The sequence below is a fragment of the Comamonas sp. BIGb0152 genome (assembly GCF_024809975.1).
In the GTDB taxonomy this organism is placed as follows: domain Bacteria; phylum Pseudomonadota; class Gammaproteobacteria; order Burkholderiales; family Burkholderiaceae_C; genus Comamonas.
Genome location: NZ_JANUDY010000007.1, coordinates 182,281 through 208,076 on the forward strand (window position 1 = coordinate 182,281; position 25,796 = coordinate 208,076).

Sequence of the window (25,796 nt, forward strand, 5' to 3'; positions counted from 1 at the left end):
CCAGAAATGTCCACCGTCACAACCAGTCCTCACCTAGAAACCAACACACTGGTTAACTTCTATGGTCGATTGGCAAACTCAAAAAACAAATAAACTATTGGAATATATATATTATGTGATTTATGCTATTTAATTAGCAAGCCAAAAAGAGATGAAACAGCGTGCTTAGGCGCCGCATCGTTCAATGACTCAAGAAGTTGATCCCCACCGCAACAATCCCAATCTAAGGAACCGCCCCCATGCCACCCTCCCCTCGAACCGCATTTAGCACGTGGATGACCCTGAGCGCCGCTGCAGCAGCCATCGTTACTTTAGCGGGCTGTGCCCAATCTGCCTCTGGAGACAACCGCTCGCCATCTGTGGTGCGCCACCCCATTCCAGGGTCCGACTTTCCGATCTCCAGTGCGGTGGAAATTCCGCCCACTGCTACGACGGTATATCTTTCTGGCCAAGTTCCGCCCGTAGTGGATGCATCCAAGCCGGCCAATGATCCTGCGGCCTATGGAGGCGACACGCGCGCGCAGACGATGGGTGTGCTAAACACCATCGACAAGCAGCTCAAAGCTATGGGCTTGACCATGAAGGATGTGGTCAAGATGCAGGTCTACCTGGTGGGGGATCCTGCCAAAGACAACAAGATGGATTTTGCTGGCTTCATGCAGGGCTATACCCAATTCTTTGGCACTGCCGAGCAGCCGAACTTGCCATCGCGGTCGGCCTTCCAGGTTGCCGCACTGGCCAATCCAGCCTGGTATGTGGAGATCGAGGTGACTGCGGTACGCATGCCCAAATGAGCGTCGGCTAACGCCTGTGAAACGCATCACCACCGGCAGACAAGAAAAGGCATCGCAAACGCAATGCCTTTTTTTCTGAGATCTGCTTTTACAGCAATGTGGGCTTAGTGATCACGCGCCGCAGCATTTCTTGAACTTCTTGCCGCTGCCGCAAGAGCAGGGGTCATTGCGGCCGGGTACCTCGCCCTTGATGATGGTGGCCTGGCGCGGGCCCATGCTCTTCCAGATCTGGCGCAGGTCATACACCGCCCAGATGGCTTCGCCAAAGGTCTCCACCCGCTCCTGGCTGGTGCTGGCCGGGCCGTTTTCGTCGTACATGCACACGGTGGGGGTGCCGGTGTCGTCCTCGGTCAGGGCCACCACCGATTCCAGCGCGTCGTTCAGCCAGCGGGCGGCTTCCTTGTCGCGCGGCGCAGTCCACTCGTCTTCCCAGTTCTCCACTGCAAACATAAAGCCCAGCGCCCAGACCTGGCCGAACGACGGAATCTCCTGGCCGTCCAGCTCCTGGCGCTCTGCTTCAGGCAGGCTGGCAATCGCGCCGCGCATGTCCATGGCATCGGGCTGGAAGGTGTCGTCGTCTTCCAGGCTCTTCACATCGGCGTCGAGCTGGCCGGTCACTTCGTTCCAGCGGATTTGCCACAGTTCCAGAAAACGGTCTTGCTGGGCACGGTCCTTGAAAGCCGGCAGCAGCGGCAGGTTGCCGTCGGCATCGCGCTCGATCAGCTCGCCATCGCCCACCAGCATCGGCAAATACTCTTCGACCGGCACCGCACGGCGCGTGCAGACCAGCGCCGTCAGCACCCCATCGGCAAACTCCCACTGCGGGATCTCTTCGGCGCGGCTGCGCATGTCTTCCAGGATCTGGTCGATCTCGGTCAACTGGTCGTCATTCAATCCTTCGGGAATCTGGTGCTGGGTCATGGAAGCTCTCTCAATGGGGGCAGCGCAGCCTAAACCCCTGGTCTATTGCAAGCCACCAGCGCAGCCTATGATGGCTCTGGTTTTGTAACAACAAATGCAATAGCAGACGGCCGCTGCGCAACGCAGGGCCTGCAGTGTAGCGCCAGCCGGGCGCCTGTGCTGCAGCCTGGGATTTGCGCGCTTGTCCGTCTCGACTGACCTGCATACACCCCCCTATGAACCAGCTCAACAAGCTCTTTCCCGTCCGCTACACCGTGATGGTGCTATGCATGCTCTTGCTGCTGGTCGGCATCGTCGCGCTGGTGCTGCAAGCCAGCGCCTGGTGGTGGCTGGCCGTGCTGGCCGGCGCCGCACTCAGCCTGCTGGGCCTGCGCGATCGGCGCCAGACGCGCCACGCTATTTTGCGCAACTACCCGGTCATCGGCCATATGCGCTTTTTCCTGGAGTTCATCCGCCCGGAGATGCGCCAGTACTTCATTGAAAGCGACACCGAGGCCCTGCCCTTCTCGCGCGCCCAGCGCTCGCTGGTCTACCAGCGCGCCAAGGGCGACCCGGACAACCGCCCTTTTGGCACCTTGATGGATGTGGGCGCACGCGGCTATGAATGGGTCAACCACTCGATGGCGCCCACGCGGCTGGACGGCCATGATTTCCGCGTCTGGATCGGCGGCTCGCCCGATGCAGCCTCGCAGTCGGTCGCGCCCTGCACCCAGCCCTACCATGCCAGCGTCTTCAATATCTCGGCGATGAGCTTTGGCGCGCTGTCAGCCAATGCCATCCTGGCGCTGAACAAGGGCGCGCAAATCGGCGGCTTTGCCCATGACACCGGCGAAGGCTCGATCAGCCAGCACCACCGTGTGCACGGCGGCGACCTGATCTGGGAGGTGGCCTCGGGTTACTTTGGCTGCCGCAACGATGACGGCAGCTTCAGCGAAGAGCGCTACATCGCCAACGCCACCCAGCCCCAGGTCAAGATGATCGAGCTCAAGCTCAGCCAGGGCGCCAAGCCCGGCCATGGCGGCGTGCTGCCCGGCGCCAAGGTCACCCCCGAGATCGCGGCCGCACGCGGCATCCCCGTGGGCATTGACTGCATCTCGCCGGCCCGGCACAGCGCTTTCTCCACGCCCGAGGAGATGATGCATTTCATCGCCCGGCTGCGCACGCTCTCGGGCGGCAAGCCCACCGGCTTCAAGTTCTGCCTGGGCCACCCCTGGGAATGGTTTGCCATCGTCAAGGCCATGCTCAAGACCGGCATCACGCCGGACTTCATCGTCGTCGATGGCGCCGAAGGCGGCACCGGCGCTGCCCCAGTGGAGTTCACCGACCACGTAGGCGTGCCATTGCAAGAAGGCCTGCTGCTGGTGCACAACACCTTGATCGGCGTGAACCTGCGCGACCGCATCAAGCTGGGCGCCGCCGGCAAGGTCATCACCGCCTTTGACATCACCCGCATGATGGCGCTGGGCGCCGATTGGTGCAATGCCGGCCGGGGCTTCATGATGGCCTTGGGCTGCATCCAGGCCCAGACCTGCCACACCGGCAACTGCCCCACCGGCGTGACCACCCAGGATGGCGTGCGCCAGCAGGCCCTGGTCGTGCCCGACAAGGCCACGCGCGTGGCCCAGTTCCACAAAAGCACCCTGCATGCGCTGCAGGAGCTGGTGCAGGCCGCCGGCCTCCAGCACCCCAGTGAACTCAATGCCCACCACATCGTGCGCCGCATCAGCGACACCGAGGTGCGCCTGCTGTCCAACCTGCTGCTGCAAGTGCGCCCCGGCGCGCTGCTTGACGACCTGGCGCACCAGCACGATGTCTTTCGCACCTACTGGCCGCTGGCCAGCGCCGAGAGCTTCCAGCCGCTGTCGCAACCCCATGTCAAACCCTCGGCACCCGCCGACCACCAGGACATGGTGCCCCAGGCGTCAGCGACGCCCTAAGCGCGCAGCGATAATGCAAGGTTTTCACTGTTGCTGGAGTGGCCGCTGCGGCGTGCGCCCCGCTTGCGCATGACCGATACCGCTTCCTTATCCCAGCCCCCGGCCCCCTCCGATGCCCCGCCCGGCGCCCTGCCTGCGGAGCGCCCGGACTATGCCGCGTTTTTGCAGCAGCACCTGGCCAGCCAGGCCTTCAACGTGGTGCGCTATGAGCTGCCCGGTGAATCGGTCTGGCTCAAAAAAGCCGGCCCGGCGATTGCCGCCTGGCGCTACCGGACTTTGGGCCTGCTCTCTCGCGTGCTGGATGTGCCGGTGCTGCAACCCGTGGTCAACCCCGGCGGGCAAGCGGCGATTGCCACCGAAGTGCGGCGCCTGCGCGACCTGCATGCCCGGGGCCTGCGCGTGCCGCAGGTGCTGGCCGATGCGCCCGATGGCTTTTTGATGCGCCACCTGGGTTTGCCCGGCGGCAACACGCCGTCCCTCAGCGACGAAATCGAAGCCGCCGCACGGCAGGCCCCCGCCAGCACCTTGCTGCTGTGGCAGCAGGGCTTTGCCGCGCTGCAGCGGGTGCATGCCAGCGGCACCTGCCTGAGCCAGGCCTTTGCCCGCAACATGGTGCGCTGCCCCGATGGCGCCATTGGCTATATCGATTTTGAAGACGACCCGCTGGCCACCCTGCCCCCTGCGCTGTGCATCGTCAAAGATGCGCTGTGCTATGCGCACTCGACCGCGCTGTTCCTGCAAAACGCCGGCACCCTGGAGGCCGCGCGCCTGGACTGGCATGCCTGGCTGGCACAGACCGAGCCCGCCGTGCGCGACGCGCTGCAGCGCACGGTGCAGCAGATGCGCTGGGTGGGCAAGCTGCCCAACCAGCGCAAGCTGGGGCGCGACACCCTGCGCCTGCGGGCGATGGTCGGCCTGCTGCGCCCGCTGCCCTGAGGCAGCCCTGCTGACGTAAAAATGGCCTGCGGATGCAGGCCATTTCATTGGGAAAGCGCAGCGATCAGCCCTTGACGGTATCCCCCACCGAGACCGGCACCGAAGCCGCCTGCACGGGCGCCAGGTCCAACACGGGCTCATTGTTCAGCGCCGCGTTGAGCTTGCTGTAGTCCAGCGCATTTTCCCAGCGCGAGACCACCACAGTGGCGACGGCATTGCCGATAAAGTTGGTCAGCGAACGGCATTCGGACATAAAGCGGTCCACACCCAGGATCAGCGCCATGCCGGCCACCGGCACCTCAGGCACCACCGCCAAGGTAGCGGCCAGGGTGATAAAGCCCGCACCGGTCACACCCGCCGCACCCTTGGAGCTGAGCATGGCCACCAGCAGCAGCGCAATCTGGTGCCCCAGGGTCAGGTGGGTGTCGGTCGCCTGGGCGATGAACAGCGCCGCCAAGGTCATGTAGATATTGGTGCCGTCGAGGTTGAAGGAGTAGCCAGTGGGAACCACCAGGCCCACCACCGACTTGCTGCAACCGGCCTTTTCCATCTTGCTCATCAGCGACGGCAGCGCCGATTCGGACGACGAGGTGCCCAGCACCAGCAACAGCTCATCCTTGAGGTAGCGGATCAGCTTGAGCACCGAGAAACCGCAGGCGCGGGCCACGGCACCCAGAATCACCAGCACAAACAGCAGCGAGGTGATGTAGAAGGTGGCCACCAGCTCGGCCAGGTTCAACAGCGAGCCCAGACCGAACTTGCCGATCGTGAAGGCCATGGCACCAAAGGCACCGATGGGGGCCAGCTTCATCACAATGTTGACCAGCTTGAACACCGGCTTGGTCAGCGATTCGAGCAGATTGAGCACCGGCTTGCCGCTGTCACCCACCATGGCCAGCGACACGCCAAACAGCACCGCCACCAGCAGCACTTGCAGAATGTTGTCGCCCACGAAAGGGCTGATCAGGGTCTTGGGGATGATGTCCATGACAAAACCGGTCAGGGTCATGTCATGCGACTTGGCCACGTAAGAGCTGACTTCCTTCTGGTCCAGATCGGCCACATTGATGTGCATGCCAGCGCCCGGCTGCATCACATTGGCGACGATCAGGCCCACGATCAGTGCCAGGGTCGAGAAGGTCAGGAAGTACAGCATGGCCTTGCCAAACACGCGGCCCACCGTGCTCAGGTGCGTCATGTTGGCAATGCCGGTCACGATGGTCAGGAAAATCACCGGCGCGATGATCATCTTGATCAGCTTGATGAAGGCGTCGCCAAAGGGCTTCATCGCCGCACCATATTGGGGCTCGAAGTGCCCCAACAAAACACCGATGGTGATGCCGATAATCACCTGGAAGTACAAAGTCCGGTAAAAAGGCGGTGCCTGGACGGGCGCCAGGCTGGCGGATGAATCAATCTGCATGGTGGGGCTCCAAAGATGCTCGGCACCAACTCGGTGCGCTGAGGCCGGTTTGTATCGCAGCCCATGCAGATTGCCCATTAGACATTAGTATTAGGCCCCGCCTTCCCAGAGCTACGGAAAACCCAAACCCAGGGAAAATACCTAGTCCCTCTCTGCCTCCACCGCCATGATTGCCCGCCGTTCCCTGCGCTCCTTGTGGACCTTTTGCGCCGTGCTGCTGAGCACGGCCGCCGCCGCTGCCGGCGCCTGGCACTGGATGCTGCAGCACAGCCTGGCCGAAGAGAACCTGCAGGCCCACCGCCAGCTGGGCCTGTACGCCCAGGCGCTCAGCCAGCGCCTGGACCGCTACCGGGTGCTGCCCGATGTGCTGGCGCTCGATGCCGAGCTGCGCGAGGCACTGACCACGCCCCAAAGCCCCGAGCAGGTGCAGCGCCTGAACCACAAGCTCGAACAGGCCAATGGCGCCAGCCTGGCCTCCACGCTGACCCTGATCAATGCCCAGGGCATTGCCATTGCCGCCAGCAACTGGCGCAGCGCCTCCAGCAATGTCGGCGAGGACTACAGCTTTCGCCCCTATGTGCAGTTGGCGCTGGCCCATGACAAGGGCAGCTTCTACGGCATTGGCATGACCACCGGCGAGGCCGGCTATTTCCTCTCGCGTGCCATCAGCGGCGATAGCGGCAGCGAGCACCAGGTGCTGGGGCTGATCGCGATCAAGATCGTGCTGCTGGAGCTGGAGCGCGAATGGATACAGAGCCCCGACATCGTGCTGGCCAGCGATGCCAATGGCGTCGTGTTTCTGGCCAGCGATGCGCCCTGGCGCTACCGCACCCTCAAGCCGGTGGATGCCCGCGCGCAGCAAGAGATGGACCGCACCCAGCAGTACCGCAGCCAGCCGCTGCAGCCGCTGCGCTATGCGCAGGAGCAGCCCCTGGATGAAGGCGGCGCGCTGGTGCAGTGGCAAGACCCGCCCATTGGCCACAAACTCTGGCAAACCGTGACCTTGCCCGAAACCGGCTGGCAGCTGCACATGCTGCACGATGTGAGCAACAGCGAGGCGGCCGCCTGGTGGGCCGCCGCTGCCGCTGGCGGCAGCTGGCTGGCCCTGTCGCTGCTGCTGCTGTATGCGCGCCAGCGCCAGCGCCTGTCCGCCCTGCGCCAGCGCAGCCGCGAAGAGCTCGAAGCGCTGCTCAAGCAACACGCCCAAGAGCTGCGCAGCGCGCAAGATGGCATCGTGGCCGCCGCCCACCAGGCCGATGCCGGCCACAGCCAGAGCCTGGAGCACCTGCCCCAGGGCGTGGTGGTGATCGATGCGGCCTTGAACCTGGTCGCCTGGAACTCGCGCTACATGGAGCTGTTCCGGCTGCCGGCCGGCCTGTTGAAGGTGGGCATGCCGGTCGAAGAGCTGTACCGCTACAACGCCCGCCGGGGCCTGCTGGGCACAGGGCCCAGCGACGAGGCCATCGAGCGGCGCATGCAGTTTCTGCGCAGCGGCAAGCCCCATGCGCGCGAGAGCGAAAAGGCCGACGGCACGGTGCTGGAGATCCGGGGCAACCCGTTGCCCGATGGCGGCTTTGTCAGCAGCTATGCCGATATCACCAGCTACAAAAACGCTGCGCGCGAGCTGCGCTCCCTGGCCGATGCGCTGGAAAAGCGCATTGCCGACCGCACCGAGGACCTGGCCCAGGCCAAGCGCGAGGCCGAGCAGGCCAACCGCTACAAATCCAAGTTTGTGGCCGCCGCCGTGCATGACCTGCTCCAGCCCTTGAACGCCGCGCGGGTGTTTGCCTCGCTGCTGCGCCAGCATGTGCAAGGCGACCAGGCCTTGCAGCTGGCCAGCGATGTCGAAGGGGCGTTGGCCTCGCAGGACGACATCCTGAACAGCCTGCTCGATATCGCGCGCATGGAATCGGGCCAGCTCGACGTCAACCGCCGCGACTTTGCGCTGCAACCCATGCTGGCGCAGCTGGGCAGCAGCCTGGGTGTGCTGGCCCAAGGCCATGGCCTGCGCCTGCAAGTCATCGCCTGCCGCGCCACCGTGCACAGCGACGAGGCCTTGCTGCGCCGCATTGTGCAGAACTTTCTGTCCAACGCCATCCGCTACACCCGGCACGGCCGCATCGTGTTGGGCTGCCGCCGGGTGGGCAGTCATCTGCGCATTGAGGTGCATGACCAGGGCCCGGGCATCCCCGAGAGCCTGCACCGCGAGATTTTTGAAGAGTTCCGCCGGCTGGAGACCGGCCGCCAGCATGAGCGGGGCGCCGGCCTGGGCCTGGCCATTGTTGACCGCCTGGGGCGCCTGTTGCAGCACCCGATTGGCCTGCGCTCCAGCTTGGGCCGGGGCTCCGTTTTCTGGGTTGAGGTGCCGCTCAGCCAGGCCGCGCCGGCGAGCGAGTCACTGCGCATGGCGGCTGCGCAGGCAGTTTCCGCTGGCAGCGACTCTGCACCGCTGCAAGGGGCCAGCGCCTGGTGCATTGGGGAGGCGGCCATTCGCGGCGCGGCCCCGCTGCTGCAGCGCTGGGGCTGCCAGGTGGCGCAGCATGCCGATGCCGAGGCGGCCTGGGCGCAGGCCCAAAGCGGCCAGGGCCCTTGGCCGGCTTTTGTGGTGGTGGATGCGGCGCATGCGACGCCGGCAGCGATCCGTGCCTTGCTGGCCTGCGGGCCCAAGACGCCGGGCGTGGTCTGGCTCAGCACGGATGCGGACAGCCAAGATGCCGCCAGCCAGCAAGCCAGTGCTTTGGGTTGGGGAGTGCTGACGCAGCCCGCCCGGCCAGCGGCGCTGCGGGCGTTGGTGGGCCAGCTGCTGCTACGCCAGCGCTGAGTCGCCCGTGGCCAGGCCGCCATCGGCCTCCAGGTTGCGCACCAGCACGGCGACCTGGGTGCGGCTGTGGCAGCCGAGCTTTTTCAAAATAGCAGTGACATGCACCTTGACCGTGTGCTCGGTCACGCCCATCTCTTGCGCAATCTGTTTGTTCAGCAGGCCATCGGCCAGGTATAGCAGGGTCTTGAACTGGTGGGGCGTCAGCTGCGCCAGGCGCGCGGCCAGCTCGGCGTCTTCTTGCGACAGCTCGGCAGCCATCGAGGGGAAGACGGTGTCGCCCTCCAGCACGGCCTCGATGGCCTGGGTGATGGCCTCGGCCGCCGCTGCCTTGGAGATAAAGCCCGAGGCGCCAAACTGCTGGGCGCGGCGGATGATGCGCGGGTGGTCGTTGGACGAGATCACCACCACCGGCAGCTGCGGGTAGGCGCCGCGCACATGCAGCAGCGCCGAAAAGCCATGCGTGCCCGGCATCGTCAAATCCAGCAGCACCAGCTCAATACCCGGGTGCGCCGCCAGCGCCGCGCTGAGCGAGCTGGCACTGGAGGCTTCGAGCACCTCGAAGGCGCCAAAGCGCCCCCGGATCACCTGCACCACGGCAGCGCGAAACAGGGGATGGTCATCGGCAACAAGCAAGGCGGGAGGGGACATAGGCGCTAGTCTGCCATGGCTTGGCTGCTACTGTGCGCCGCGCCCCCTCCCAAAGCCCGGCAGTGCGGTGGTGTTTAGACCTCAATCCATCGAGATCTTGGCCGCATCCACAATCGATTTCCAGTGCGCGGCGTCGCGCGCGAGCAGCGGTTTGAACTCGGCCGGGGTCGAGCCCACGGGGATCAGGCCCATGTCCAACAGGCGCTTGCTGATCTCAGGCATCTTGACGATGGCGGCCAGCTCGTTGCCCAGCTTGTCCACAATCGGCTGGGGTGTGCTGGCCGGCACAAAGTAGCCAAACCAGCCATTGGCCTCAAAGCCGCTGTAGCCGGCCTCGGCCATGGTGGGCACATCGGGCAGCGCGGGGTGGCGTTGCGCGCCGGTCACCGCCAGGATGCTGACCTTGTCCGACTTGATATGCGGGTAAGCAGCGGCGGCATCGATAAAGGCCGACTCCAACTGCCCGCCCAGCATGGCCGCCATCTCCGGGCCCGAGCCCTGGTAAGGCACATGCACCATGTCGATGCCGGCCTTGAGCTTGAGCTGCTCGCCATGCAGGTGCGACGAGGTCGCATTGCCGTAGGAGCCGAAGTTGAGCTTGCCTGGCTGGGCCTTGGCCTTGGCGATGAACTGCGGCAGGCTGGTGATGCCCGAGCTGCGCGGCACAAACACCAGGTCAGCCGATTTGGCGGCCTGCGACACCGGTGCCAGGTCACTCAGCTGGTAAGGCACTTTCTTGTACAGCGCGGGGATCTGCACCAGCGCGGTGATGCCCAGCAGCACCGTGTAGCCATCGCCGGGTGCCTTGGCCACCAGGTCGTTGCCCATCATGCCGCTGGCACCGGGCTTGTTGTCCACAATCACCGGCTGGCCCCAGCGCTGCGACAGCTGGGTGCCCATCAGGCGGGCAATGATGTCGGTGCCGCCCCCTGCCGGGTAGGGCACCACCAGCCGGATGGGCTTGCTGGGGTAGTGGTCGGCAGCCAGGGCGCTGCCCGTGGCAAGCACCAGGGCGGCGCAGGCTGCAGTTGTGAGCACACGGCCCAGGGCCGAGCGGCGGTTTTGCATGGTTTGTCTCCTTTAAGTAGTGATGCCGCTGGCACGCTCTATGGCGTGCTCTGGGCCGCTGTCATGGTCAAAGCGTTCGGGCAATGATTTCCTTCATGATCTCGTCGCTGCCGCCGTAGATGCGGCCAATGCGCGCATCGGTCCAGGCCCGGCCGACCTGGTACTCGGTCATGTAGCCGTAGCCGCCGTGCAGCTGCAAAAACTCATCGAGCAGCTTGTTTTGCAGCGCCGTCGCATTGAGCTTGACCATGGCGGCCCGGTCGGGTGCCAGGTCCCGCGTCAGGTGCAGGCGCATGCAGTCATCGACAAACACGCGCAGCATGGTGGCCTGGGCCTTGGCCTCGGCCAGCTTGAAGCGGGTGTTCTGGAAATCGAACACCGTCTGGCCAAAGGCCTTGCGCTCGCGGGTGTAGTCCACGGTCTTTTGCAAAAAGGCCTCGATCGACATGGCAGCCCGCACCGCCACCACCAGGCGCTCCTGCGCCAGCTCGTGCATCAGGTACTTGAAGCCCAGGTTCTCTTCGCCCAGCAGGTTGTCCACCGGCACGCGCACGTTGTCGAAGAACAACTCTGAAGTGTCCTGCGCCATGAGGCCGATCTTCTCCAGCTTGCGGCCCTTGGCAAAGCCGGGGGTGCCGTCTTCCACCACGATCAGCGACACGCCCTTGGCGCCCAGCTCAGGCGCGGTCTTGCAGACCACGATGACGAGCTCGGCATTGATGCCGTTGGTGATAAAGGTCTTGGCGCCATTGATCACATAGTGGTCGCCGTCGCGCTTGGCCGTGGTGCGTACCGATTTGAGGTCGCTGCCCGCGCCGGGCTCGGTCATCGCAATCGCGCCAATCATCTCGCCCGCCGCCATCTTGGGCAGCCAGCGGTCCTTTTGCGCCGTGCTGCCATAGGCATGGATATAGGGCGCGACGATGTCCGAATGCAGCGGAAAACCCAGGCCGCTGGCGCCCGTGCGGGCAATCTCCTCGATCAGCACCGCCGCATGGCCAAAATCGCCGCCGCTGCCATAGGGCTCGGGCAGCATGGTGTTCAACAGGCCCTCGCGGCCGGCCTTGCGCCAGACCGCCTTGGGCACAATGCCATCGCGCTCCCACTGTGCATGGAAGGGCACGATCTCCTTGTCAAAGAAATGGCGGACGGCATCACGAAACTGCACATGGTCTTCGCGGAACACGCTGCGTTGGGTCAGGTCTTGCATGGTGGTCAGGGGTGAAATAAAGATAAATAAGTAAGGGCCATCAGCCCTGGGCGCCGCTGGTACTGCGCAGGCCATAGCCCGCCTGCGGCGCTTGCTTGAAACGGTCCTTGAGCACGCGGCGCAGCAGCTTGCCGGTCTCCAGCCGGGGCAGGCTGGGCTCAAACACCAGGCGCTGGGGCCACTTGACCTTGGACAGGCTGGCAGCCGCCTGGTCCACAATCGCACGCGCCGTGGCCTCGCTGGCGTCAAAGCCGGGCCGCAGTACCACGACGGCCAGGGTCTGCTCGCCAAAGTCCTCGTGCGGAACGCCGACCACGGCGACTTCTTCGACGGCCGCATGCTGGGCCAGCGCGTTCTCGATTTCTTGCGGGTAAATATTGACGCCGCCCGACAGGATCAGGTCGGCACGCCGGTCGCTCAAAAACAGAAAACCCTCGGCATCGACATGGCCGATGTCGCCATAGGTGGCCCAGCCGCGCGCATCGATGGCCTCGCGCGTCTTGCGCTCGTCATTGAGGTACTGGAAAGCGCCGCCACCCGAGAAATAGACCCGGCCCACCTCTCCCACGCCCAGCTCCTCGCCATCGTCGCCGACGATGTGCAGCTGGCCGCTGATGGCCCGGCCGACCGAGCCCGGCCGCGCACGCCACTGGGCTGAGTCAATCAAGGTGGTGCCGCAGCCTTCGGAGCCGGCGTAGTACTCCAGCAAAATATCGCCCCACCAGTCCAGCATGCCTTGCTTCACGGCCACCGGGCAGGGCGCGGCCGCATGGATGGCCACGCGGTGGCTGTCCAGCCGGAAGCGGCGCTTGACCTCGTCGGGCAGCTTGAGCAGGCGCCCCAGCATCGTCGGCACCCACTGGCTGTGGCTGACCTGGTAGCGCTCAATCAGCGCCAGCGCCTGCTCGGGATCGAAGCGGCTCATGATGATGGCCGAGCCACCCACATCCAGGGTGCGCAGGCTGTAGCGCAAGGGCGCGGCATGGTAGAGCGGTGCGGGCGAGAGGTAGACGGCATCCTCGTCAAACCGCATGCTGCGCATCCAGGCGGCGACTTCGGGATCGCGCTGCTCGCGGTAAGCCGCTGCGAGCAAGGGCTTTTTGATGCCCTTGGGCCGGCCGGTGGTACCGCTGGAATACAGCAGATCGCGGCCCAGCGGGCGCGTGGCCAGGTCGATCTGTGGGCCCTGGGACACGGCCGCCAGCGCATCGGCCAGGGGCGCCACACCGGGCGTATCACCATCGACCGAATAGCAGGCCAGCGCCAGGCCTTGCACCGCCTCCTGTGCGGTGGGCCAGGTCTTGCTGGAGACCAGCAGCATCTTGGAGCCACTGTCCTGGGCGATATAGGCCACCTCGGCGGCCGTCAGGTGCGTGCTGATGACGGCGGCATACAGGCCTGCCAACCTGGCGGCCAGCACCAGCTGCACGATCTCATAGCGGTTCTCCAACAGCACCGCGATGGTCTGCTCGGCCTGCAGCCCCTGCTGCGCCAGCCACTGCGCCATCTGCTGGGCGCCTTGGGCAATTTCGCCTGCGGTGTAGCGCCGGCCGGTGTCGGCCTGCGTCAATACCACCCGCTCGGGCTGGGCCTGGGCCCAGCTGAAGAAGTTGTGCATCTCCTCGGTCTCCGTGGTGCACAGCTGATCGCAGCACGCAATCACCTGTGTTACAGCTTTAATCTAATTTTGAATCACTCGTCTCGAATTTCGAGAGTTCATGGACAGTATCTGGTGTTTGAAGCGAAATTTGATGCGGGTAAATACCAGTATGTATTCGGTTTTCTGAAACCTATCATTAATTTAATGATCCACAAGTCTCATTAAATGATGAAAATACCAGTCATAGTCGATGCCATCCGCAGCCCCATGGCCCGGGCCAAACCCGATGGCGCCCTGGCCGAACTCCACCCTGTCGACCTGCTCTCCCAGGTACTGGAGCAGCTGGTAGCGCGCAACCAGTTGGACCCAGGCACGGTCGATGATGTGATCTGCGGCTGCGTCAGCCAGGCCGGCGAGCAGGCGGGCACCCCCGGGCGCCTGGCCTGGCTGGCCGCTGGCCTGCCCGCCCATGTGCCCTCGACCACCATCGACCGCAAGTGCGGCTCCAGCCAGCAGGCGGTGCACTTTGCCGCCCAGGCCATCATGTCCGGCACGCAGGACATCGTCATCGCCTGCGGTGTCGAATCGATGAGCCGGGTGCCCATGGGCAGCTCGCGCATGGGCAAGAACACCACCGGCGCCCGCTTTGACGAGCGCTATGCGCCCGGCCTGGTGGGCCAAGGGGTGTCGGCCGATCTGGTGGCCGCCAAATGGGGCCTGTCGCGCAGCGACCTGGATGCCTATGCCGCCCGCTCGCACCAGCGCGCCCATGCGGCCCAAAGCAGCGGCGCCTTTGCCCGCGAGATTGTGTCTATCCGTAGCCCCCAGGCCCTCGTCAGCGCCGATGAGACCATCCGCGCCAGCACCACGCCCGAGAAGCTCGCCGGCCTCAAGGCCGTGTTCGAGAGCGAAGAGCTGTCTGCCCGCTTCCCCCAGATCCAGTGGAGCACCACCGCTGGCAATGCCTCGCAGATGACCGATGGCGCCAGCGCCATGCTGATCATGAGCGAGGAGCGCGCCTTGCAACTGGGCCTGCGCCCACGCGCCCGCTTTGTGGCCTTTGATGTCGTGGGCGACGACCCGCTCTACATGCTGACCGCCCCCATCCCCGCCACCCAGCGCGTGCTGGCCAAGGCGCGCATGCAGCTGGGTGACATTGCGCACTACGAGATCAATGAAGCCTTTGCCTCGGTGCCCCTGGCTTGGCAAAAGGAGCTGGGCGCCGATGGCGAGCGCCTGAACCCGCGCGGCGGCGCGATTGCGCTGGGCCACCCGCTGGGCGCATCGGGCCTGCGGCTGATGACCACGATGCTGCATGCGCTGGAGGACAGCGGCCAGCGCTATGGCCTGCAGTCGATGTGCGAGGCGGGGGGGATGGCCAACGCCACCATCATCGAAGTGCTCCGCTAAAAGCCCTCCGGGCTCCATCAGATTGAACGTTTGAACTGACAAGGATTTTTGACATGCAATTGACCCAAGGAATGACCGCCCTCGTGACCGGCGGCGTATCGGGGCTGGGCGAAGCCAGCGCCGTGGCCCTGCTGGAGCGCGGCCTGAACGTGGTGGCGGTGGACCTGAACGAAGAGCGCGGCGCAGCGATGGAAAAGCAGTACGCCGGCCAGCTCCAATTCATCAAGGCCGATGTGGCCGATGCCGAGCAGATGCAAAAGGCGGTGTCGGCCGCCCAGGCCTGGGGCCAATTCCGTGCGCTGGTGCATTGCGCCGGCATCGGCGGCCCGGTGCGCCTGATTGAAAAAGATGGCAGCCCTGGCTCGCTGGAGAAGTACACGAACATCATCCGCATCAACCAGATCGGTACCTTCAACACCTTGCGCCTGTCGGCCGTGGCCATGGCGCAGAACGAGCCGCTGGAAGGCGAGCGCGGCGCCTGCGTGCTGACGGCATCGGTCGCAGGCTACGAAGGCCAGATCGGCCAGATCCCCTATGCCGCCTCCAAGGCCGCCGTCATCGGCATGACCATCGTTGCCGCCCGCGATCTGGCCTCCAAGATGATCCGTGTCTGCACCATTGCGCCCGGCCTGTTTGACACCCCCATCCTCGCCAAGCTGCCCGAGAACGTGCGCCAGTCGCTGGCCGCGTCGGTCCCCAATCCGGCACGCCTGGGCCGCCCGCCCGAGTACGCGATGACGGCGCTGCATATTCTGGAGAACCCCATGCTGAACGGCGAAACCATCCGCCTGGATGGCGCCATCCGCATGCAACCGCGTTAAGGCGCCTTCCTCTTCACCCTCTGTTGAAAGGCTCCCATGTCTAGCTCTGATACCGCCGAACTCCTGGTCGAAACCCGCGGCCCCGTGCTCATCATGCAGCTCAACCGCCCCCAGGCGCGCAATGCCGCCACCCTAGAGATGGCCGAGGCGATGGCCCTTGCGCTTGATACGCTCGACAGCCAGCCCGAGCTGCGGGTGGGCATCATCACCGGCGCGGGCGGCAGCTTTTGCGCGGGCATGGACCTCAAGGGCTTTTTGCAGGGCAAGCGCCCCAGCCTTCCGGGGCGCGGCTTTTGCGGGCTCACCATGCGCCCTCCGGCCAAGCCGCTGATCGCGGCGGTCGAAGGCTATGCGCTGGCCGGCGGCTTTGAGGTGGCGCTGGCCTGCGACCTGATCGTGGCTGCGCGCGATGCGAAATTTGGCCTGCCCGAAGTCAAGCGCGGCCTGGCTGCATCGGCCGGTGGCCTGCTGCGCCTGCCCAAACGCCTGCCCTACCACGTGGCGATGGAATGCATTCTGACGGGCGACATGTTCGGCGCCGAGCGCTTTGCCGAGCTCGGTCTGGTCAACCGCTTGACCGAGCCGGGCGGCGCACTCGATGCCGCACTGGCACTGGCGCAGACCATTGCCGCCAATGGCCCGCTGGCTTTGGCCGCGAGCAAGCAGGTGGCCAGCCAGTCGGGCGAATGGCCACTGGCGGAGATGTTTGACCGCCAGGCGGTGATCACCACGCCGGTCTTCAACTCGCAGGACGCGCGTGAAGGCGCGGCAGCGTTTGCGCAAAAGCGCCCACCGGTCTGGAAAGGCGTCTAGCCCCCAACCACCCCGCAGCGCCAAGACCAGGGCTGCCCATCCGCCCCCATGACGCGCCACAGAAGCGCGCAGCAGGAGACAAAGCCATGCCTCGTACCGTCCATCTTCGCCAGCCCCTCCAGGCCTTGGCGGCCCTTGCGCTGCTCGCCAGCGCGCTCAGCGCCCATGCTGAGGCCCCCTGGCCCACGCGCACCATCACCTTGATCGTGCCCGGCGCGGCAGGCGGCTCCACCGACATCCCGGCCCGCCTGCTGGCGCAAAAGCTCGGCCAGCGCCTGGGCCAGTCGGTGATTGTGGACAACAAGCCCGGCGCCGGGGGCAGCCTGGGTGCCAGCCTGGTGGCGCGCGCCCAGCCCGATGGCTATACCGTTCTGGTGGGCAACAGCGGCTCCAACGCCATCAACTACACGGCCTACAAAAAGCTCAGCTACAAGCCCACGGACTTTGCCCCGCTGACGGACATGATCTCGTTTGCCAATGTGCTGGTGGTGCCGGTCAAGTCACCGATCCAGAGCCTCGATGGCCTGGTGGCGGCGGCCAAGGCCCAGCCGGGCAAGCTGTCGTTCTCATCCGCCGGTGTGGGCCAGACCACCCACCTGATGGGCGAGCTCTTCAAAGAGCGCAGCGGCACCGATGTGGTCCATATCCCCTACAAGGGATCGGCCCCCGGCACCATGGCCATCGTTACCGGCGAAACCCAGTTCATGTTCGACAACATGACCGCCTCGCTGGTCCATATCAAGGATGGCAAGCTGCGCCCACTGGCCGTCACCGGCGACCAGCGCGAGCCCGATCTGCCCGAGGTGCCGACCATGACCGAGCTGGGCATGCGCAACTTCAACCAGGTCGGATGGATGGGCTTTTTTGTGCCCGCCAAGACCCCGCCCGAGGTGCAGAAAAAGCTGGCCGAGAACCTGCAGGCCGTCCTGCATGACCCGGACATCATGCGCCGCTACCGTGAGCTGGGCGGCCGCCCCGGCGGCATGCCCCAGGCGGGCTTTGCCAAGCTGGTGGCCGATGACCAGCAGACCTGGGGCGCGCTGATCCAAAGCCAGCAGCTGCAGCTGGACTGAAGCGCTGTGTTCATGCCAAAAACATCTCCCGCATCCCCACGCTCACCGCTGCCTTTCTACTGGCCCAAAGGCGTCTCGCGCGACTTGCGCGTGCCCCGCATCACCTTGGACGACAACCTGAGCGCCTCGGCCCAGCGCTACCCGGACAAGGCCGCCATCATCTATGCGGGCGCCAGCACCAGCTATGCCCAGCTGCTGGCCCAGGTGAATGCGCTGGCCGGCTTTTTGCAGCAGCGCCTGCAGCTGGCACCGGGCCAGCGCGTGCTGCTGCAAAGCCAGAACTGCCCACAGTTCGTCATCGCCTGCTATGCCATTTACCGCGCCGGTGGCGTGGTGGTGCCGGTGAGCGCGATGACCACCGCTACCGAGCTGCGCTACTACGCCGACAACAGCGGCGCCCGCCTGGCCATCGTCGCCCAGGAGCTGCTGGCCAGCGCCCAGCCCTGTGTGGACGAGGGCCTGCTCGATGCAGTGATCGTCCACGCCTACAGCGACGCGCTGCCCGCATCGCCACCCGATGCCCTGCCCGAGGTGGTGACCGCGCCGCGCCTGCCGCTGCCCGCCGGCCCCTACCATGGCTTTGCCGCAGCGTTGGCGCTGCAGCTGGCGCCCGGCCCGCGTGTGGCGCAGGCCGACATGCTGGCCACCATCCCCTATACCTCGGGCACCACCGGCCACCCCAAGGGCTGCATGCACAGCCACCATTCGGTGCTGGCATCGCTGACAGGATCGCGCCTGTGGCGCGGCTTCAATGACGACCTGGTGTTTCTGTCGGTGGCGCCCATGTTCCACATGCTGGGCACGCAGTACGGCATGAACATGCCCATTGCCGTCGGCGGCACCGTGGTGATGATGCCGCGCTGGGATGCGCTGCTGGCCGCCACCTTGATCGAGCGCCACCAGGTCACCGCCTGGACAGCGCCGCCCAGCATGGTGATCGACCTGTTCAGCCAGGCCGCCGCCCATGGGCTGGATCTGTCGAGCCTGGCCATGCTGGCCGGCGGCGGTGCGGCCATGCCCGAGGCCGTGTCGCAGATGCTGGCCGAGCGCTATGGCCTGCACTACAGCGAGGGCTATGGCCTGACCGAGACCGCCGCCTTTTTGCATGCCAACCCGCCCGGCCACACCAAGCGCCAGTGCCTGGGCGTGCCCACCCAGGGCGTGCATTCAATGGTCGTCGACCCCGAAACCCTCGAAGAGCTGCCCGCTGGCGAAGTGGGCGAGCTGGTCTCCAGCGGCGCGCAGGTGATGCAGGGCTACTGGCGCAACGACGAGGCCAACCGCGAGGCCTTTTTTGAGCGCCATGGCCGGCGCTACTTTCGCACCGGCGACCTGGCCTCGGTGGACGAGGACGGCTACTACTTCATGCGCGACCGCTTGAAACGCATGATCAATGCCAATGGCTACAAGGTCTGGCCCGCCGAGGTGGAGAACATGCTCTACAGCCACCCTGCGGTGCTCGAAGCCTGCGTGATCGCCGTGCCCGATGCCAAACGCGGCGAATCGGTCAAGGCCCTGGTGGTGCTGCGGCCGGGCACGCAGGCCTCGGCGGACGAGATCATGGGCTGGAGCCGCGAACAGATGGCCGCCTACAAGGTGCCCCGCGCGGTGGACTTTCTCGCCGCGCTGCCCAAATCCGCCACCGGCAAAATCCAGTGGCGCGCACTGCAGGAGGCGGCGCAGCAAGCCGCCGCCCCCTCCCTTTCTTTGCATACGGAACACCCATGAGCACTTTCTCCTTTCGCCACCAGCATGTGTTTGTCGCAGGCGGCAGCAGCGGCATCAACCTGGGCATTGCCAAGGCCTTCGCCCGCGCGGGCGCGCATGTCGTGGTCATGAGCCGCTCGGCCGACAAGCTGGCCCAGGCCGCCGCCGAGCTGGAGGCGCTGGGCGCGCAGGCCCTGGGCTTGAGCGCCGATGTGCGCGACCCCGATGCCGTGCAGGCCGCGCTGGCGCAGGCCCATGCCCGCTTTGGCCCCATCGATGTACTGGTCTCGGGCGCTGCAGGCAACTTCATTGCCCCGGCCAAGGACCTGTCGCCCAACGGCTTCAAGACCGTCGTCGATATCGACCTCAATGGCAGCTTCCATGTGCTGCGCCTGGCCTACCCGATGCTGCGCAAACCCGGCGCCAGCGTCATCAACATCTCGGCGCCGCAAGGCGTCAACCCGACCATGTACCAGGTCCATGCCTGCGCGGCCAAGGCCGGCATCGACATGATGACCAAGGTGCTGGCGCTGGAGTGGGGTGAAGATGGCATCCGCGTCAACAGCATCTCGCCCGGCCCCATCGGCGATACCGAGGGCATGCGGCGCCTGGCACCCACGGCCGATGCGCTGGAGCGCGCCGTATCCACCGTGCCGCTGCTGCGCATGGGCAGCACCGATGATGTGGCGCACATGGCGCTGTTCCTGTCGTCCGCGCTGGCCAGCTATGTGACGGGCGCCATCATCCCGGTCGATGGCGGTGCCGCCCTGCGCGGCGGGCGCGACATGCGCGCCTCCTACGTCCCCCGGAGCGCCGCATGAGACACAGCTACGAACGCATTGTTTTTGAACGCCAGGACGGCGTGGCCACCCTGCGCTTTAACTACCCCGCCAAGCGCAATGCCTTTGACCCGCTGATGCGCGAAGAGATGGCCGAGGTGGTGCGCTTGATGCAGACTGACGCCAGCCTGCGCGCACTGGTGCTGACCGGCGTGGGCGAACACTTTTGCTCGGGCGGCGACCTGGGCAATATCGCGGCATCGGGTCTGGACAATGCCGGCTGGCGCGCGCGCTTATCGAGCCTGCACCACTGGCTCAAGGACCTGATGCTGCTGGACAAGCCGGTGATTGCAGCGGTGGACGGCGCCGCCTATGGCGCCGGTTTTAGCCTGGCGCTGGCAGCCGACTTCATCATTGCGTCCGACCGGGCCCGTTTTGCGATGTCCTTTATCCGCGTCGGCGTGGTGCCCGACTGCGCGGCCTTCTACACCTTGCCGCGGGTGGTGGGCGTGCAGCGCGCGCGGGAGCTGATGCTCTCGGGCCGCGAGGTCTCCGCCCAGGAGGCCTTAACGTTGGGCATTGCCAGCGAGTTGGTCGCGCCTGAAGCCCTGCAGGCGCGTGCGCAGGCGATTGCGCACAGCTTTGTTGGTGCATCGCCGGTGGCGCTGAGCTTGATCAAACGCTCGCTGGCCATGGCCGCCAATGACTTGCCGGCGCTGTTGGAGCAAGAGGCCAATGCCCAGGCGCTGGCGATGGGCACCGCCCAGCACCGCGACGCCGTGCAGGCGTTTTTGAACAAACAGCCTGCGCCGTTCCAGTGGCCCGCAAGGACCTGAGAAAACGATTTATTCGCTGGTGCTGCCGCGCTTTTTGGGCGGCTCCATCGCATTGCGGCGGCTCAGGCCCGCCCGCCCGGCTTTGCTCCAGTCATAGAGCTCGCCATCGGGTGTGCGGCCGTCTTCTACCGCTGCCACCCCCACTTGGCCGACCATGTCGCGCAACTCCGACGACATCACCACATGCGCATGGCGCGGGTCGGCGCGCAGGCGCTGGCATTGCGCCAGCGCTTCGCTCATCTGTTGGTCGCTATAGGCGAGGCACTGCGGCTGCCAGTCGGGCTGCTCGGCCTCGGCATCCTCGGCCTTGTTGCGCAGGTAAAAAACCACGATGCCCATTGGCAGCTCCCTTTATCGGTGCCCAGCCAGGCGTTGCCTGGGCAGGGCAGCATTGTCGCACCGCTGCGTGCTCAGCGGCGCCAGGCGGCGCTGGCATCGCCTGCAGCCACCAGCGCCTGCACGGCCTCGGTGTGCGCACCTGCGGCACACATCTCGGGGGTGTCATAGGCCTGGCCGTCGAAGCGCGGAGCGGGCGCAGCCTGCAAAACACCACCTTGCTCGTGGTACACACCACGGGCCTGCATATGTGGGTGGGCAGCGGCCTCCAGCGGGCTTAGTACCGCGCCAAAGCAGACATCGCTGCCCTCGAACACCTGCTGCCAGTGCGCGCGCGGCTCGGTGATGAACAGTGCCTGCAGCCGCGCACGGCGGCGCGGCCACAGCGCCTTGTCCCATTGCGACTGGGGCACAGCAAAGTCCGGGTCGTCCGCCAGGCCCAAGCTCTGCAGCAGCAGCGCATAGAACTGGGGCTCGATGCTGCCGATGGTGATGTGCTGGCCATCGGCGCAGACATAGGTGTCGTAGAACGGTGCGCTGTCATGGATGCTCTGGCCGCGCACATCGGCCACGATGCCGCGCTGGCGGGCGCTGAGCGCCAGGTTCAGCATATGGGCGGCGCCATCGACAATAGCGGCATCCACCACGCAGCCCTTGCCGCTGCTGCGCGCCTGGATCACGCCGGCGAGCAGGCCCGTCATCAGGTAGAGCGCACCGCCGCCGATATCGCCCACCATCGCAAACGACGACACCGGCCGCGCATCGGCCGGGCTGCAGCCCCAGAGCGCGCCTGATACCGCTGCGTAGTTGTTGTCATGGCCGGCGCGCGGGGCCAGCGGGCCGCTCTGGCCCCAGCCCGTCATGCGGCCATAGACCAGCGCGGGGTTAATGGCCTGGCACGCCGCCGGGCCCAGGCCCAGGCGCTCCATCACGCCCGGGCGCATGCCCTCGATCAGCACATCGGCACTGCGCACCAGGGCCAGCACCAGGGCCTTGCCCTCGGCGCTTTTCAGGTCGGCAAACACCGAGCGCTTGCCCCGGTTGAGCAGGTTGCCGGTGGGGGCCGTGTCTTTTTCTTCGCGCACGATGGAGATCACATCGGCGCCCAGATCGGCCAGGTGCATCGCACAGAACGGGCCCGGGCCCAGGCCGCCAATCTCCAGCACCTTGATGCCGTCCAATACCTTCATGTTTGTCTCCTGTGATTATTTTTTGCGATGTGCTGTCAGACCCGACCGGGTCAGGTCAGGTCAGGTCAGGTCAGGTCAGGCCCGGTCAGGACAGGCTGGAGGTGCCAATCAGCCCTTCGAGCGAGCGCACCAGGGTCACCAGGCGCGGGCCGATGTCGGTCTCCAGCTCGCGGCTCTTGGGGTTGTAGGTGGGGACGGAGGCGCCCAACACCCAGCGCTCGCCATCAATGGGCTGCGACAGCGGCACGGCGATGGACAGAATCTCGCGGTGCAGATCGCCATGGCTGCGGCAAAAGCCGTGCAAGGCCAGGTCCTGGCGCGCATCGTCGAGGCGCTCGCGCAGCAGCGCGGCACGCTCGGGCGCCCTGCTATCGAGCTCGTCCAGGTAGGCCTGGCGCGCGGCCTCGCTCTGGCCCAGCAGGTAGGCGCGGCCGGTGGCGGTACGCACCAAAGATACCGCCACCCCGATCTCGGGCGTGAATACCTTGTTGTCCATGCCATTGGCCAGCTCGGCCAGCACCAGACGCCGGCCTTCACCCACGGCCAGTTGGATCTGGCCACCCATGTAGTTGGCCAGTTCCTGCATCTGCGGGCGGGCAAACTGCCGCACCGTCATGCGCGAGAGCAGGGGCGATGCGAGGTTGAGTACCCCTATGCCGAGCACATACTTGGACAGGCGCTCGGAATAGCGCAGCAGGCCCAGCTCGCACAAGGTCTCGGTCAGGCGGAACAAGGTGGGCTTGGGCAAACCCGTCAGGTCCATCAGTTCTTTGCCACTGAGTTCTTGCTGCTTGTTGTTAAAGCACTGCAAAATACTGACGCCGCGCACCAGCGCGCTGACCAGTTTTCCATCCGCTTCAGAATTCATATTTCAGTATATAAGTTACTTATTACGAGACTAATGTCTCGATTTATGAAATTCTAATCGGGATTGATCCAATATTTGCAGCACGCGCACCAGCTTGCTGCCCTAAGCCGCCCAATGGCGGCAATCTGCAACACTCCCGCCTGCCATGAGCCTGAACCAACACGGTCTGCCTACCCGCGTTCCCGCGATTGCCGCCATCGGCCAGCTGCTGGCGGACAAGCAATTGCCCGCCGCCGAGCGCCAACAAGCGCTAGATTTGCTGGTGCAAGACCATGCCGATCTGGACGACGTTGAGATACAGGCCGCCCTCTGGGCCATTGCCCAGATGGGGCGCGATGCAGCGGCATGCACGGCACTGCTGGCCTGCGCCGACACCTGGCTGAACAGCGCCGAGCTGGCCGCCTCGTTTTTAGATTGCTATGCGCAGGTGGCAGGCCACCACATCCTGCCCGGCGCCAAGCCGGCCTTTGCCCAGCTGCAGCAGCTGGCGCAGCACGACGCTGACCTGGCCGCGCGCCTGCCCAGCTTTACGAAAGCGCCCTGATGTCCCTGTTGACGACCACCGCCTTGTTTGTGCTGACGGCGATTGCCGAGATCGTTGGCTGCTACCTGCCTTATCTCTGGCTCAAGGACAAGGCACCGGCCTGGGTGCTGCTGCCAGCGGTGCTGGCGCTGCTGGCCTTTGTCTGGCTGCTGAGCCTGCACCCGACCGCCACAGGCCGGGTGTATGCCGCATACGGTGGCGTCTATGTGACGACGGCGATTGCCTGGCTGTGGCTGGTCGATGGCATCCGCCCCAGCAGCTGGGACATGGCCGGCGTGGCGCTGTGCCTGGCCGGCATGGCGGTAATCATGCTGGGCGCGGCGCAGCGCTGAGCGCGCGCACCCAGATTGAACACTTAGGCTTTATTGACCGCGCGGCGCGCCTGCACGGCCTGCGCCAATTGCGCCAGCACCGGCACGGTCTGCGCCATGCTGATGCAGGCATCGGTGAGCGATACGCCATAGGCCAGCGGCTGGCCTTCGACGATGTCCTGGCGGCCTTCGTGGATGTGGCTCTCGATCATCACGCCGGTGATGCGGTGGTCGCCAGCGGCCAGTTGCTGGGCCACATCGGCGGCCACATCGATCTGGCGGCGGTGCTGCTTGCTGCTGTTGGCATGCGACAGGTCGATCATCACCTGCTCGCGCAGGCCGCCCTTGGCCAGCACCTCGCAGGCGGCCTGCACATCGGCGGCGCTGTAGTTGGGCTGCTTGCCGCCGCGCAGAATGATGTGGCAGTCCTGGTTGCCCCGGGTTTCGAAAATGGCGCTCTGGCCCATCTTGGTGATGCCCATGAAGGCATGCTCGGACTGCGCAGCCAAGATGGCATCGCTCGCCACCTTGACGCCGCCATCGGTGCCGTTCTTGAAGCCCACCGGGCAGGACAGGCCACTGGCCAGCTGGCGGTGGCTCTGGCTCTCGGTCGTGCGCGCACCAATGGCGCCCCAGCTGACCAGGTCGCTGATGAATTGGGGCGACAGCAGGTCCAGAAACTCGGTGCCGGCCGGCAGGCCCAGCGCCAGAATATCGAGCAGCAGGCGGCGCGCCAGCTCCAGCCCTTCGTTGACGGCAAAACTGCCATCGAGGTGCGGGTCGTTGATGTAGCCCTTCCAGCCCACTGTCGTGCGCGGCTTCTCGAAATAGACGCGCATGACCACCAGCAAATCGTCTTGAAAGGCCTCGGCCTGCACCTTGAGCTGGCGGGCATAGTCCATCGCCAGGTCGTGGTCGTGGATGGAACATGGGCCCACCACCACCACCAGGCGGTCGTCCTGGCCGTGCAGGATTTTGGAGATCGCTGCGCGGCTCGATTCCACCAGTTGGTAGGCCTCGTCGGTGATCGGCAGCCACTCCTCGAGCAAGGCGGGCGTGATCAGCGGCCGCACCACCTTGATGCGCGTGTCATCGATGCGGGTCTTGTCAAAGGTGGAAAGCCGGGACGGGGACTTGCGGGCCACGGTGCCTGCAGCGGTAGAGGAATCGGTCATCCCGCTATTGTCGCAGGGCCTGCAAACACGTTCACAGGCCTAAGGCATCGGCAGGATTACGACGACGACAGCTTCATCAGCACCAGGCCGCTGACGATGAGCAAGGCCGCTACCACGCGCATCGGCGTCAGCGCCTCTCCCAGCACGGTGATGCCCACGATGAACGCGCCCACGGCGCCAATGCCCGTCCAGATGGTGTACGCCGTGCCAAGCGGCAGGCTGCGCATGGCGACCGACAACAGGCCAAAGCTGGCAATCATCGCCACGAGGGTGATCGCGCTGTATTTGATATTGGTGAAACCATGGGACTGCTTCATCGTAAACGCCCACACCACCTCCAGCACACCAGCAACCAGCAAATAAACCCAGGCCATATCGAACTCCTTGAACAAACGGAATATTGGAATGGCCAGGCCGTCCTGGCGGTGGTGCGCGCCGCTGCTGCAGCGCCATGCAGGGCCGTCCCTGCGCAATGGGTCCCATGATAGCGGCGGGCCCTGCCAAAGGCCAAGCCGCCCGGCGATCGCCGGGTTTGCCGTGGGTGGTTAGCGTGCCACAGTCGGCAAGCGCAGCAA

The 25,796-nt window shown here is 65.4% G+C and carries 24 protein-coding genes; 13 read left to right on the forward strand and 11 right to left on the reverse strand.

Annotated features, from left to right (window positions below; translation table 11 throughout):
* Nucleotides 1-239 precede the first annotated feature (239 nt).
* On the forward strand, nucleotides 240-794 hold the full coding sequence (locus M2375_RS15215) for a RidA family protein (RefSeq protein ID WP_259168669.1): 555 nt from the start codon (nucleotides 240-242) through the stop codon (nucleotides 792-794).
* A gap of 111 nt (nucleotides 795-905) precedes the next feature.
* Here M2375_RS15215 and M2375_RS15220 read toward each other — a convergent pair whose 3' ends face one another.
* Nucleotides 906-1,715: a UPF0149 family protein gene (locus M2375_RS15220; RefSeq protein WP_259168670.1), complete on the reverse strand. Its 810-nt coding sequence runs from the start codon at nucleotides 1,713-1,715 to the stop codon at nucleotides 906-908.
* 215 nt (nucleotides 1,716-1,930) lie between these two features.
* Here M2375_RS15220 and M2375_RS15225 point away from each other — a divergent pair, with 215 nt between their 5' ends.
* Both M2375_RS15225 and M2375_RS15230 read left to right on the forward strand, forming a co-directional pair.
* On the forward strand, nucleotides 1,931-3,652 hold the full coding sequence (locus M2375_RS15225; protein ID WP_259168671.1) for an FMN-binding glutamate synthase family protein: 1,722 nt from the start codon (nucleotides 1,931-1,933) through the stop codon (nucleotides 3,650-3,652).
* 69 nt (nucleotides 3,653-3,721) lie between these two features.
* A complete protein-coding gene (locus tag M2375_RS15230; protein WP_259168672.1) occupies nucleotides 3,722-4,588 on the forward strand; it encodes a hypothetical protein in 867 nt (288 codons plus the stop codon).
* A gap of 64 nt (nucleotides 4,589-4,652) precedes the next feature.
* Here the strand turns inward: M2375_RS15230 and M2375_RS15235 are convergent, their stop codons facing one another.
* Nucleotides 4,653-6,011, reverse strand: a complete 1,359-nt coding sequence (locus M2375_RS15235) for a dicarboxylate/amino acid:cation symporter (protein ID WP_259168673.1) — start codon at nucleotides 6,009-6,011, stop codon at nucleotides 4,653-4,655.
* Nucleotides 6,012-6,177: 166 nt separating this feature from the next.
* Here M2375_RS15235 and M2375_RS15240 point away from each other — a divergent pair, with 166 nt between their 5' ends.
* Complete coding sequence (locus tag M2375_RS15240; RefSeq protein ID WP_404979330.1) at nucleotides 6,178-8,832, forward strand: PAS-domain containing protein; 2,655 nt, start codon at nucleotides 6,178-6,180, stop codon at nucleotides 8,830-8,832.
* Here M2375_RS15240 and M2375_RS15245 read toward each other — a convergent pair.
* The 4 genes from M2375_RS15245 to M2375_RS15260 form a co-directional block, all read right to left on the reverse strand.
* A complete protein-coding gene (locus tag M2375_RS15245; RefSeq protein ID WP_259168674.1) occupies nucleotides 8,818-9,480 on the reverse strand; it encodes a response regulator transcription factor in 663 nt (220 codons plus the stop codon). The two genes, M2375_RS15240 and M2375_RS15245, sit on opposite strands and share 15 nt — an antisense overlap.
* Nucleotides 9,481-9,561: 81 nt before the next feature.
* On the reverse strand, nucleotides 9,562-10,548 hold the full coding sequence (locus M2375_RS15250) for a tripartite tricarboxylate transporter substrate binding protein (protein ID WP_259168675.1): 987 nt from the start codon (nucleotides 10,546-10,548) through the stop codon (nucleotides 9,562-9,564).
* Nucleotides 10,549-10,615: 67 nt separating this feature from the next.
* Nucleotides 10,616-11,758, reverse strand: coding sequence for an acyl-CoA dehydrogenase family protein (locus M2375_RS15255; protein WP_259168676.1), 1,143 nt, complete (start codon nucleotides 11,756-11,758; stop codon nucleotides 10,616-10,618).
* Nucleotides 11,759-11,798: 40 nt separating this feature from the next.
* On the reverse strand, nucleotides 11,799-13,376 hold the full coding sequence (locus M2375_RS15260) for an AMP-binding protein (protein WP_259168677.1): 1,578 nt from the start codon (nucleotides 13,374-13,376) through the stop codon (nucleotides 11,799-11,801).
* A 210-nt stretch (nucleotides 13,377-13,586) separates the two neighbouring features.
* Between M2375_RS15260 and M2375_RS15265 the strand changes: the two genes are divergently transcribed.
* The 7 genes from M2375_RS15265 to M2375_RS15295 all read left to right on the forward strand — a co-directional run bounded on the left by M2375_RS15265 (nucleotide 13,587) and on the right by M2375_RS15295 (nucleotide 20,797).
* Complete coding sequence (locus M2375_RS15265; protein WP_259168762.1) at nucleotides 13,587-14,768, forward strand: thiolase family protein; 1,182 nt, start codon at nucleotides 13,587-13,589, stop codon at nucleotides 14,766-14,768.
* Between the two features lie 53 nt (nucleotides 14,769-14,821).
* Entirely contained in the window at nucleotides 14,822-15,589 is a 768-nt protein-coding gene (locus M2375_RS15270; protein ID WP_259168678.1) for an SDR family NAD(P)-dependent oxidoreductase, read from the forward strand.
* A gap of 36 nt (nucleotides 15,590-15,625) precedes the next feature.
* Nucleotides 15,626-16,402: a crotonase/enoyl-CoA hydratase family protein gene (locus M2375_RS15275; protein ID WP_259168679.1), complete on the forward strand. Its 777-nt coding sequence runs from the start codon at nucleotides 15,626-15,628 to the stop codon at nucleotides 16,400-16,402.
* Between the two features lie 86 nt (nucleotides 16,403-16,488).
* The gene (locus M2375_RS15280; protein ID WP_259168680.1) at nucleotides 16,489-17,475 is read left to right on the forward strand and encodes a tripartite tricarboxylate transporter substrate binding protein; all 987 of its coding nucleotides are present in this window, start codon (nucleotides 16,489-16,491) and stop codon (nucleotides 17,473-17,475) included.
* Between the two features lie 12 nt (nucleotides 17,476-17,487).
* The gene (locus tag M2375_RS15285; protein WP_259168681.1) at nucleotides 17,488-19,203 is read left to right on the forward strand and encodes a long-chain-fatty-acid--CoA ligase; all 1,716 of its coding nucleotides are present in this window, start codon (nucleotides 17,488-17,490) and stop codon (nucleotides 19,201-19,203) included.
* A complete protein-coding gene (locus M2375_RS15290; RefSeq protein WP_259168682.1) occupies nucleotides 19,200-20,003 on the forward strand; it encodes an SDR family oxidoreductase in 804 nt (267 codons plus the stop codon). Before M2375_RS15285 ends, M2375_RS15290 begins: the two co-directional genes overlap by 4 nt.
* The gene (locus M2375_RS15295; RefSeq protein WP_259168683.1) at nucleotides 20,000-20,797 is read left to right on the forward strand and encodes an enoyl-CoA hydratase/isomerase family protein; all 798 of its coding nucleotides are present in this window, start codon (nucleotides 20,000-20,002) and stop codon (nucleotides 20,795-20,797) included. Before M2375_RS15290 ends, M2375_RS15295 begins: the two co-directional genes overlap by 4 nt.
* A 9-nt stretch (nucleotides 20,798-20,806) precedes the next feature.
* Here the strand turns inward: M2375_RS15295 and M2375_RS15300 are convergent, their stop codons facing one another.
* The 3 genes from M2375_RS15300 to M2375_RS15310 all read right to left on the reverse strand — a co-directional run bounded on the left by M2375_RS15300 (nucleotide 20,807) and on the right by M2375_RS15310 (nucleotide 23,191).
* Nucleotides 20,807-21,136, reverse strand: a complete 330-nt coding sequence (locus M2375_RS15300) for a hypothetical protein (protein ID WP_259168684.1) — start codon at nucleotides 21,134-21,136, stop codon at nucleotides 20,807-20,809.
* A 71-nt stretch (nucleotides 21,137-21,207) separates the two neighbouring features.
* Nucleotides 21,208-22,323: a CaiB/BaiF CoA-transferase family protein gene (locus M2375_RS15305; RefSeq protein ID WP_259168685.1), complete on the reverse strand. Its 1,116-nt coding sequence runs from the start codon at nucleotides 22,321-22,323 to the stop codon at nucleotides 21,208-21,210.
* Nucleotides 22,324-22,408: 85 nt separating this feature from the next.
* Complete coding sequence (locus tag M2375_RS15310; RefSeq protein ID WP_259168686.1) at nucleotides 22,409-23,191, reverse strand: IclR family transcriptional regulator; 783 nt, start codon at nucleotides 23,189-23,191, stop codon at nucleotides 22,409-22,411.
* A gap of 145 nt (nucleotides 23,192-23,336) precedes the next feature.
* Between M2375_RS15310 and M2375_RS15315 the strand changes: the two genes are divergently transcribed.
* On the forward strand, nucleotides 23,337-23,735 hold the full coding sequence (locus M2375_RS15315; protein WP_259168687.1) for a hypothetical protein: 399 nt from the start codon (nucleotides 23,337-23,339) through the stop codon (nucleotides 23,733-23,735).
* Nucleotides 23,735-24,067: a YnfA family protein gene (locus M2375_RS15320; protein ID WP_259168688.1), complete on the forward strand. Its 333-nt coding sequence runs from the start codon at nucleotides 23,735-23,737 to the stop codon at nucleotides 24,065-24,067. The genes M2375_RS15315 and M2375_RS15320 overlap by 1 nt, the downstream gene beginning before the upstream one ends.
* 23 nt (nucleotides 24,068-24,090) lie before the next feature.
* Here M2375_RS15320 and M2375_RS15325 read toward each other — a convergent pair whose 3' ends face one another.
* Entirely contained in the window at nucleotides 24,091-25,221 is a 1,131-nt protein-coding gene (locus M2375_RS15325; protein WP_259168689.1) for a 3-deoxy-7-phosphoheptulonate synthase, read from the reverse strand.
* Nucleotides 25,222-25,277: 56 nt separating this feature from the next.
* A complete protein-coding gene (locus M2375_RS15330; protein ID WP_027010449.1) occupies nucleotides 25,278-25,595 on the reverse strand; it encodes a multidrug efflux SMR transporter in 318 nt (105 codons plus the stop codon).
* Nucleotides 25,596-25,796: the final 201 nt, after the last annotated feature.

Bases quoted from the DNA above. Each gene is read 5' to 3' on its own strand.
- M2375_RS15215 (WP_259168669.1), top strand. From the start codon at position 240: ATGCCACCCTCCCCTCGAACCGCATTTAGCACGTGGATGACCCTGAGC.
- M2375_RS15220 (WP_259168670.1), bottom strand. From the start codon at position 1,715: ATGACCCAGCACCAGATTCCCGAAGGATTGAATGACGACCAGTTGACC.
- M2375_RS15225 (WP_259168671.1), top strand. From the start codon at position 1,931: ATGAACCAGCTCAACAAGCTCTTTCCCGTCCGCTACACCGTGATGGTG.
- M2375_RS15230 (WP_259168672.1), top strand. From the start codon at position 3,722: ATGACCGATACCGCTTCCTTATCCCAGCCCCCGGCCCCCTCCGATGCC.
- M2375_RS15235 (WP_259168673.1), bottom strand. From the start codon at position 6,011: ATGCAGATTGATTCATCCGCCAGCCTGGCGCCCGTCCAGGCACCGCCT.
- M2375_RS15240 (WP_404979330.1), top strand. From the start codon at position 6,178: ATGATTGCCCGCCGTTCCCTGCGCTCCTTGTGGACCTTTTGCGCCGTG.
- M2375_RS15245 (WP_259168674.1), bottom strand. From the start codon at position 9,480: ATGTCCCCTCCCGCCTTGCTTGTTGCCGATGACCATCCCCTGTTTCGC.
- M2375_RS15250 (WP_259168675.1), bottom strand. From the start codon at position 10,548: ATGCAAAACCGCCGCTCGGCCCTGGGCCGTGTGCTCACAACTGCAGCC.
- M2375_RS15255 (WP_259168676.1), bottom strand. From the start codon at position 11,758: ATGCAAGACCTGACCCAACGCAGCGTGTTCCGCGAAGACCATGTGCAG.
- M2375_RS15260 (WP_259168677.1), bottom strand. From the start codon at position 13,376: ATGCACAACTTCTTCAGCTGGGCCCAGGCCCAGCCCGAGCGGGTGGTA.
- M2375_RS15265 (WP_259168762.1), top strand. From the start codon at position 13,587: ATGAAAATACCAGTCATAGTCGATGCCATCCGCAGCCCCATGGCCCGG.
- M2375_RS15270 (WP_259168678.1), top strand. From the start codon at position 14,822: ATGCAATTGACCCAAGGAATGACCGCCCTCGTGACCGGCGGCGTATCG.
- M2375_RS15275 (WP_259168679.1), top strand. From the start codon at position 15,626: ATGTCTAGCTCTGATACCGCCGAACTCCTGGTCGAAACCCGCGGCCCC.
- M2375_RS15280 (WP_259168680.1), top strand. From the start codon at position 16,489: ATGCCTCGTACCGTCCATCTTCGCCAGCCCCTCCAGGCCTTGGCGGCC.
- M2375_RS15285 (WP_259168681.1), top strand. From the start codon at position 17,488: ATGCCAAAAACATCTCCCGCATCCCCACGCTCACCGCTGCCTTTCTAC.
- M2375_RS15290 (WP_259168682.1), top strand. From the start codon at position 19,200: ATGAGCACTTTCTCCTTTCGCCACCAGCATGTGTTTGTCGCAGGCGGC.
- M2375_RS15295 (WP_259168683.1), top strand. From the start codon at position 20,000: ATGAGACACAGCTACGAACGCATTGTTTTTGAACGCCAGGACGGCGTG.
- M2375_RS15300 (WP_259168684.1), bottom strand. From the start codon at position 21,136: ATGGGCATCGTGGTTTTTTACCTGCGCAACAAGGCCGAGGATGCCGAG.
- M2375_RS15305 (WP_259168685.1), bottom strand. From the start codon at position 22,323: ATGAAGGTATTGGACGGCATCAAGGTGCTGGAGATTGGCGGCCTGGGC.
- M2375_RS15310 (WP_259168686.1), bottom strand. From the start codon at position 23,191: ATGAATTCTGAAGCGGATGGAAAACTGGTCAGCGCGCTGGTGCGCGGC.
- M2375_RS15315 (WP_259168687.1), top strand. From the start codon at position 23,337: ATGAGCCTGAACCAACACGGTCTGCCTACCCGCGTTCCCGCGATTGCC.
- M2375_RS15320 (WP_259168688.1), top strand. From the start codon at position 23,735: ATGTCCCTGTTGACGACCACCGCCTTGTTTGTGCTGACGGCGATTGCC.
- M2375_RS15325 (WP_259168689.1), bottom strand. From the start codon at position 25,221: ATGACCGATTCCTCTACCGCTGCAGGCACCGTGGCCCGCAAGTCCCCG.
- M2375_RS15330 (WP_027010449.1), bottom strand. From the start codon at position 25,595: ATGGCCTGGGTTTATTTGCTGGTTGCTGGTGTGCTGGAGGTGGTGTGG.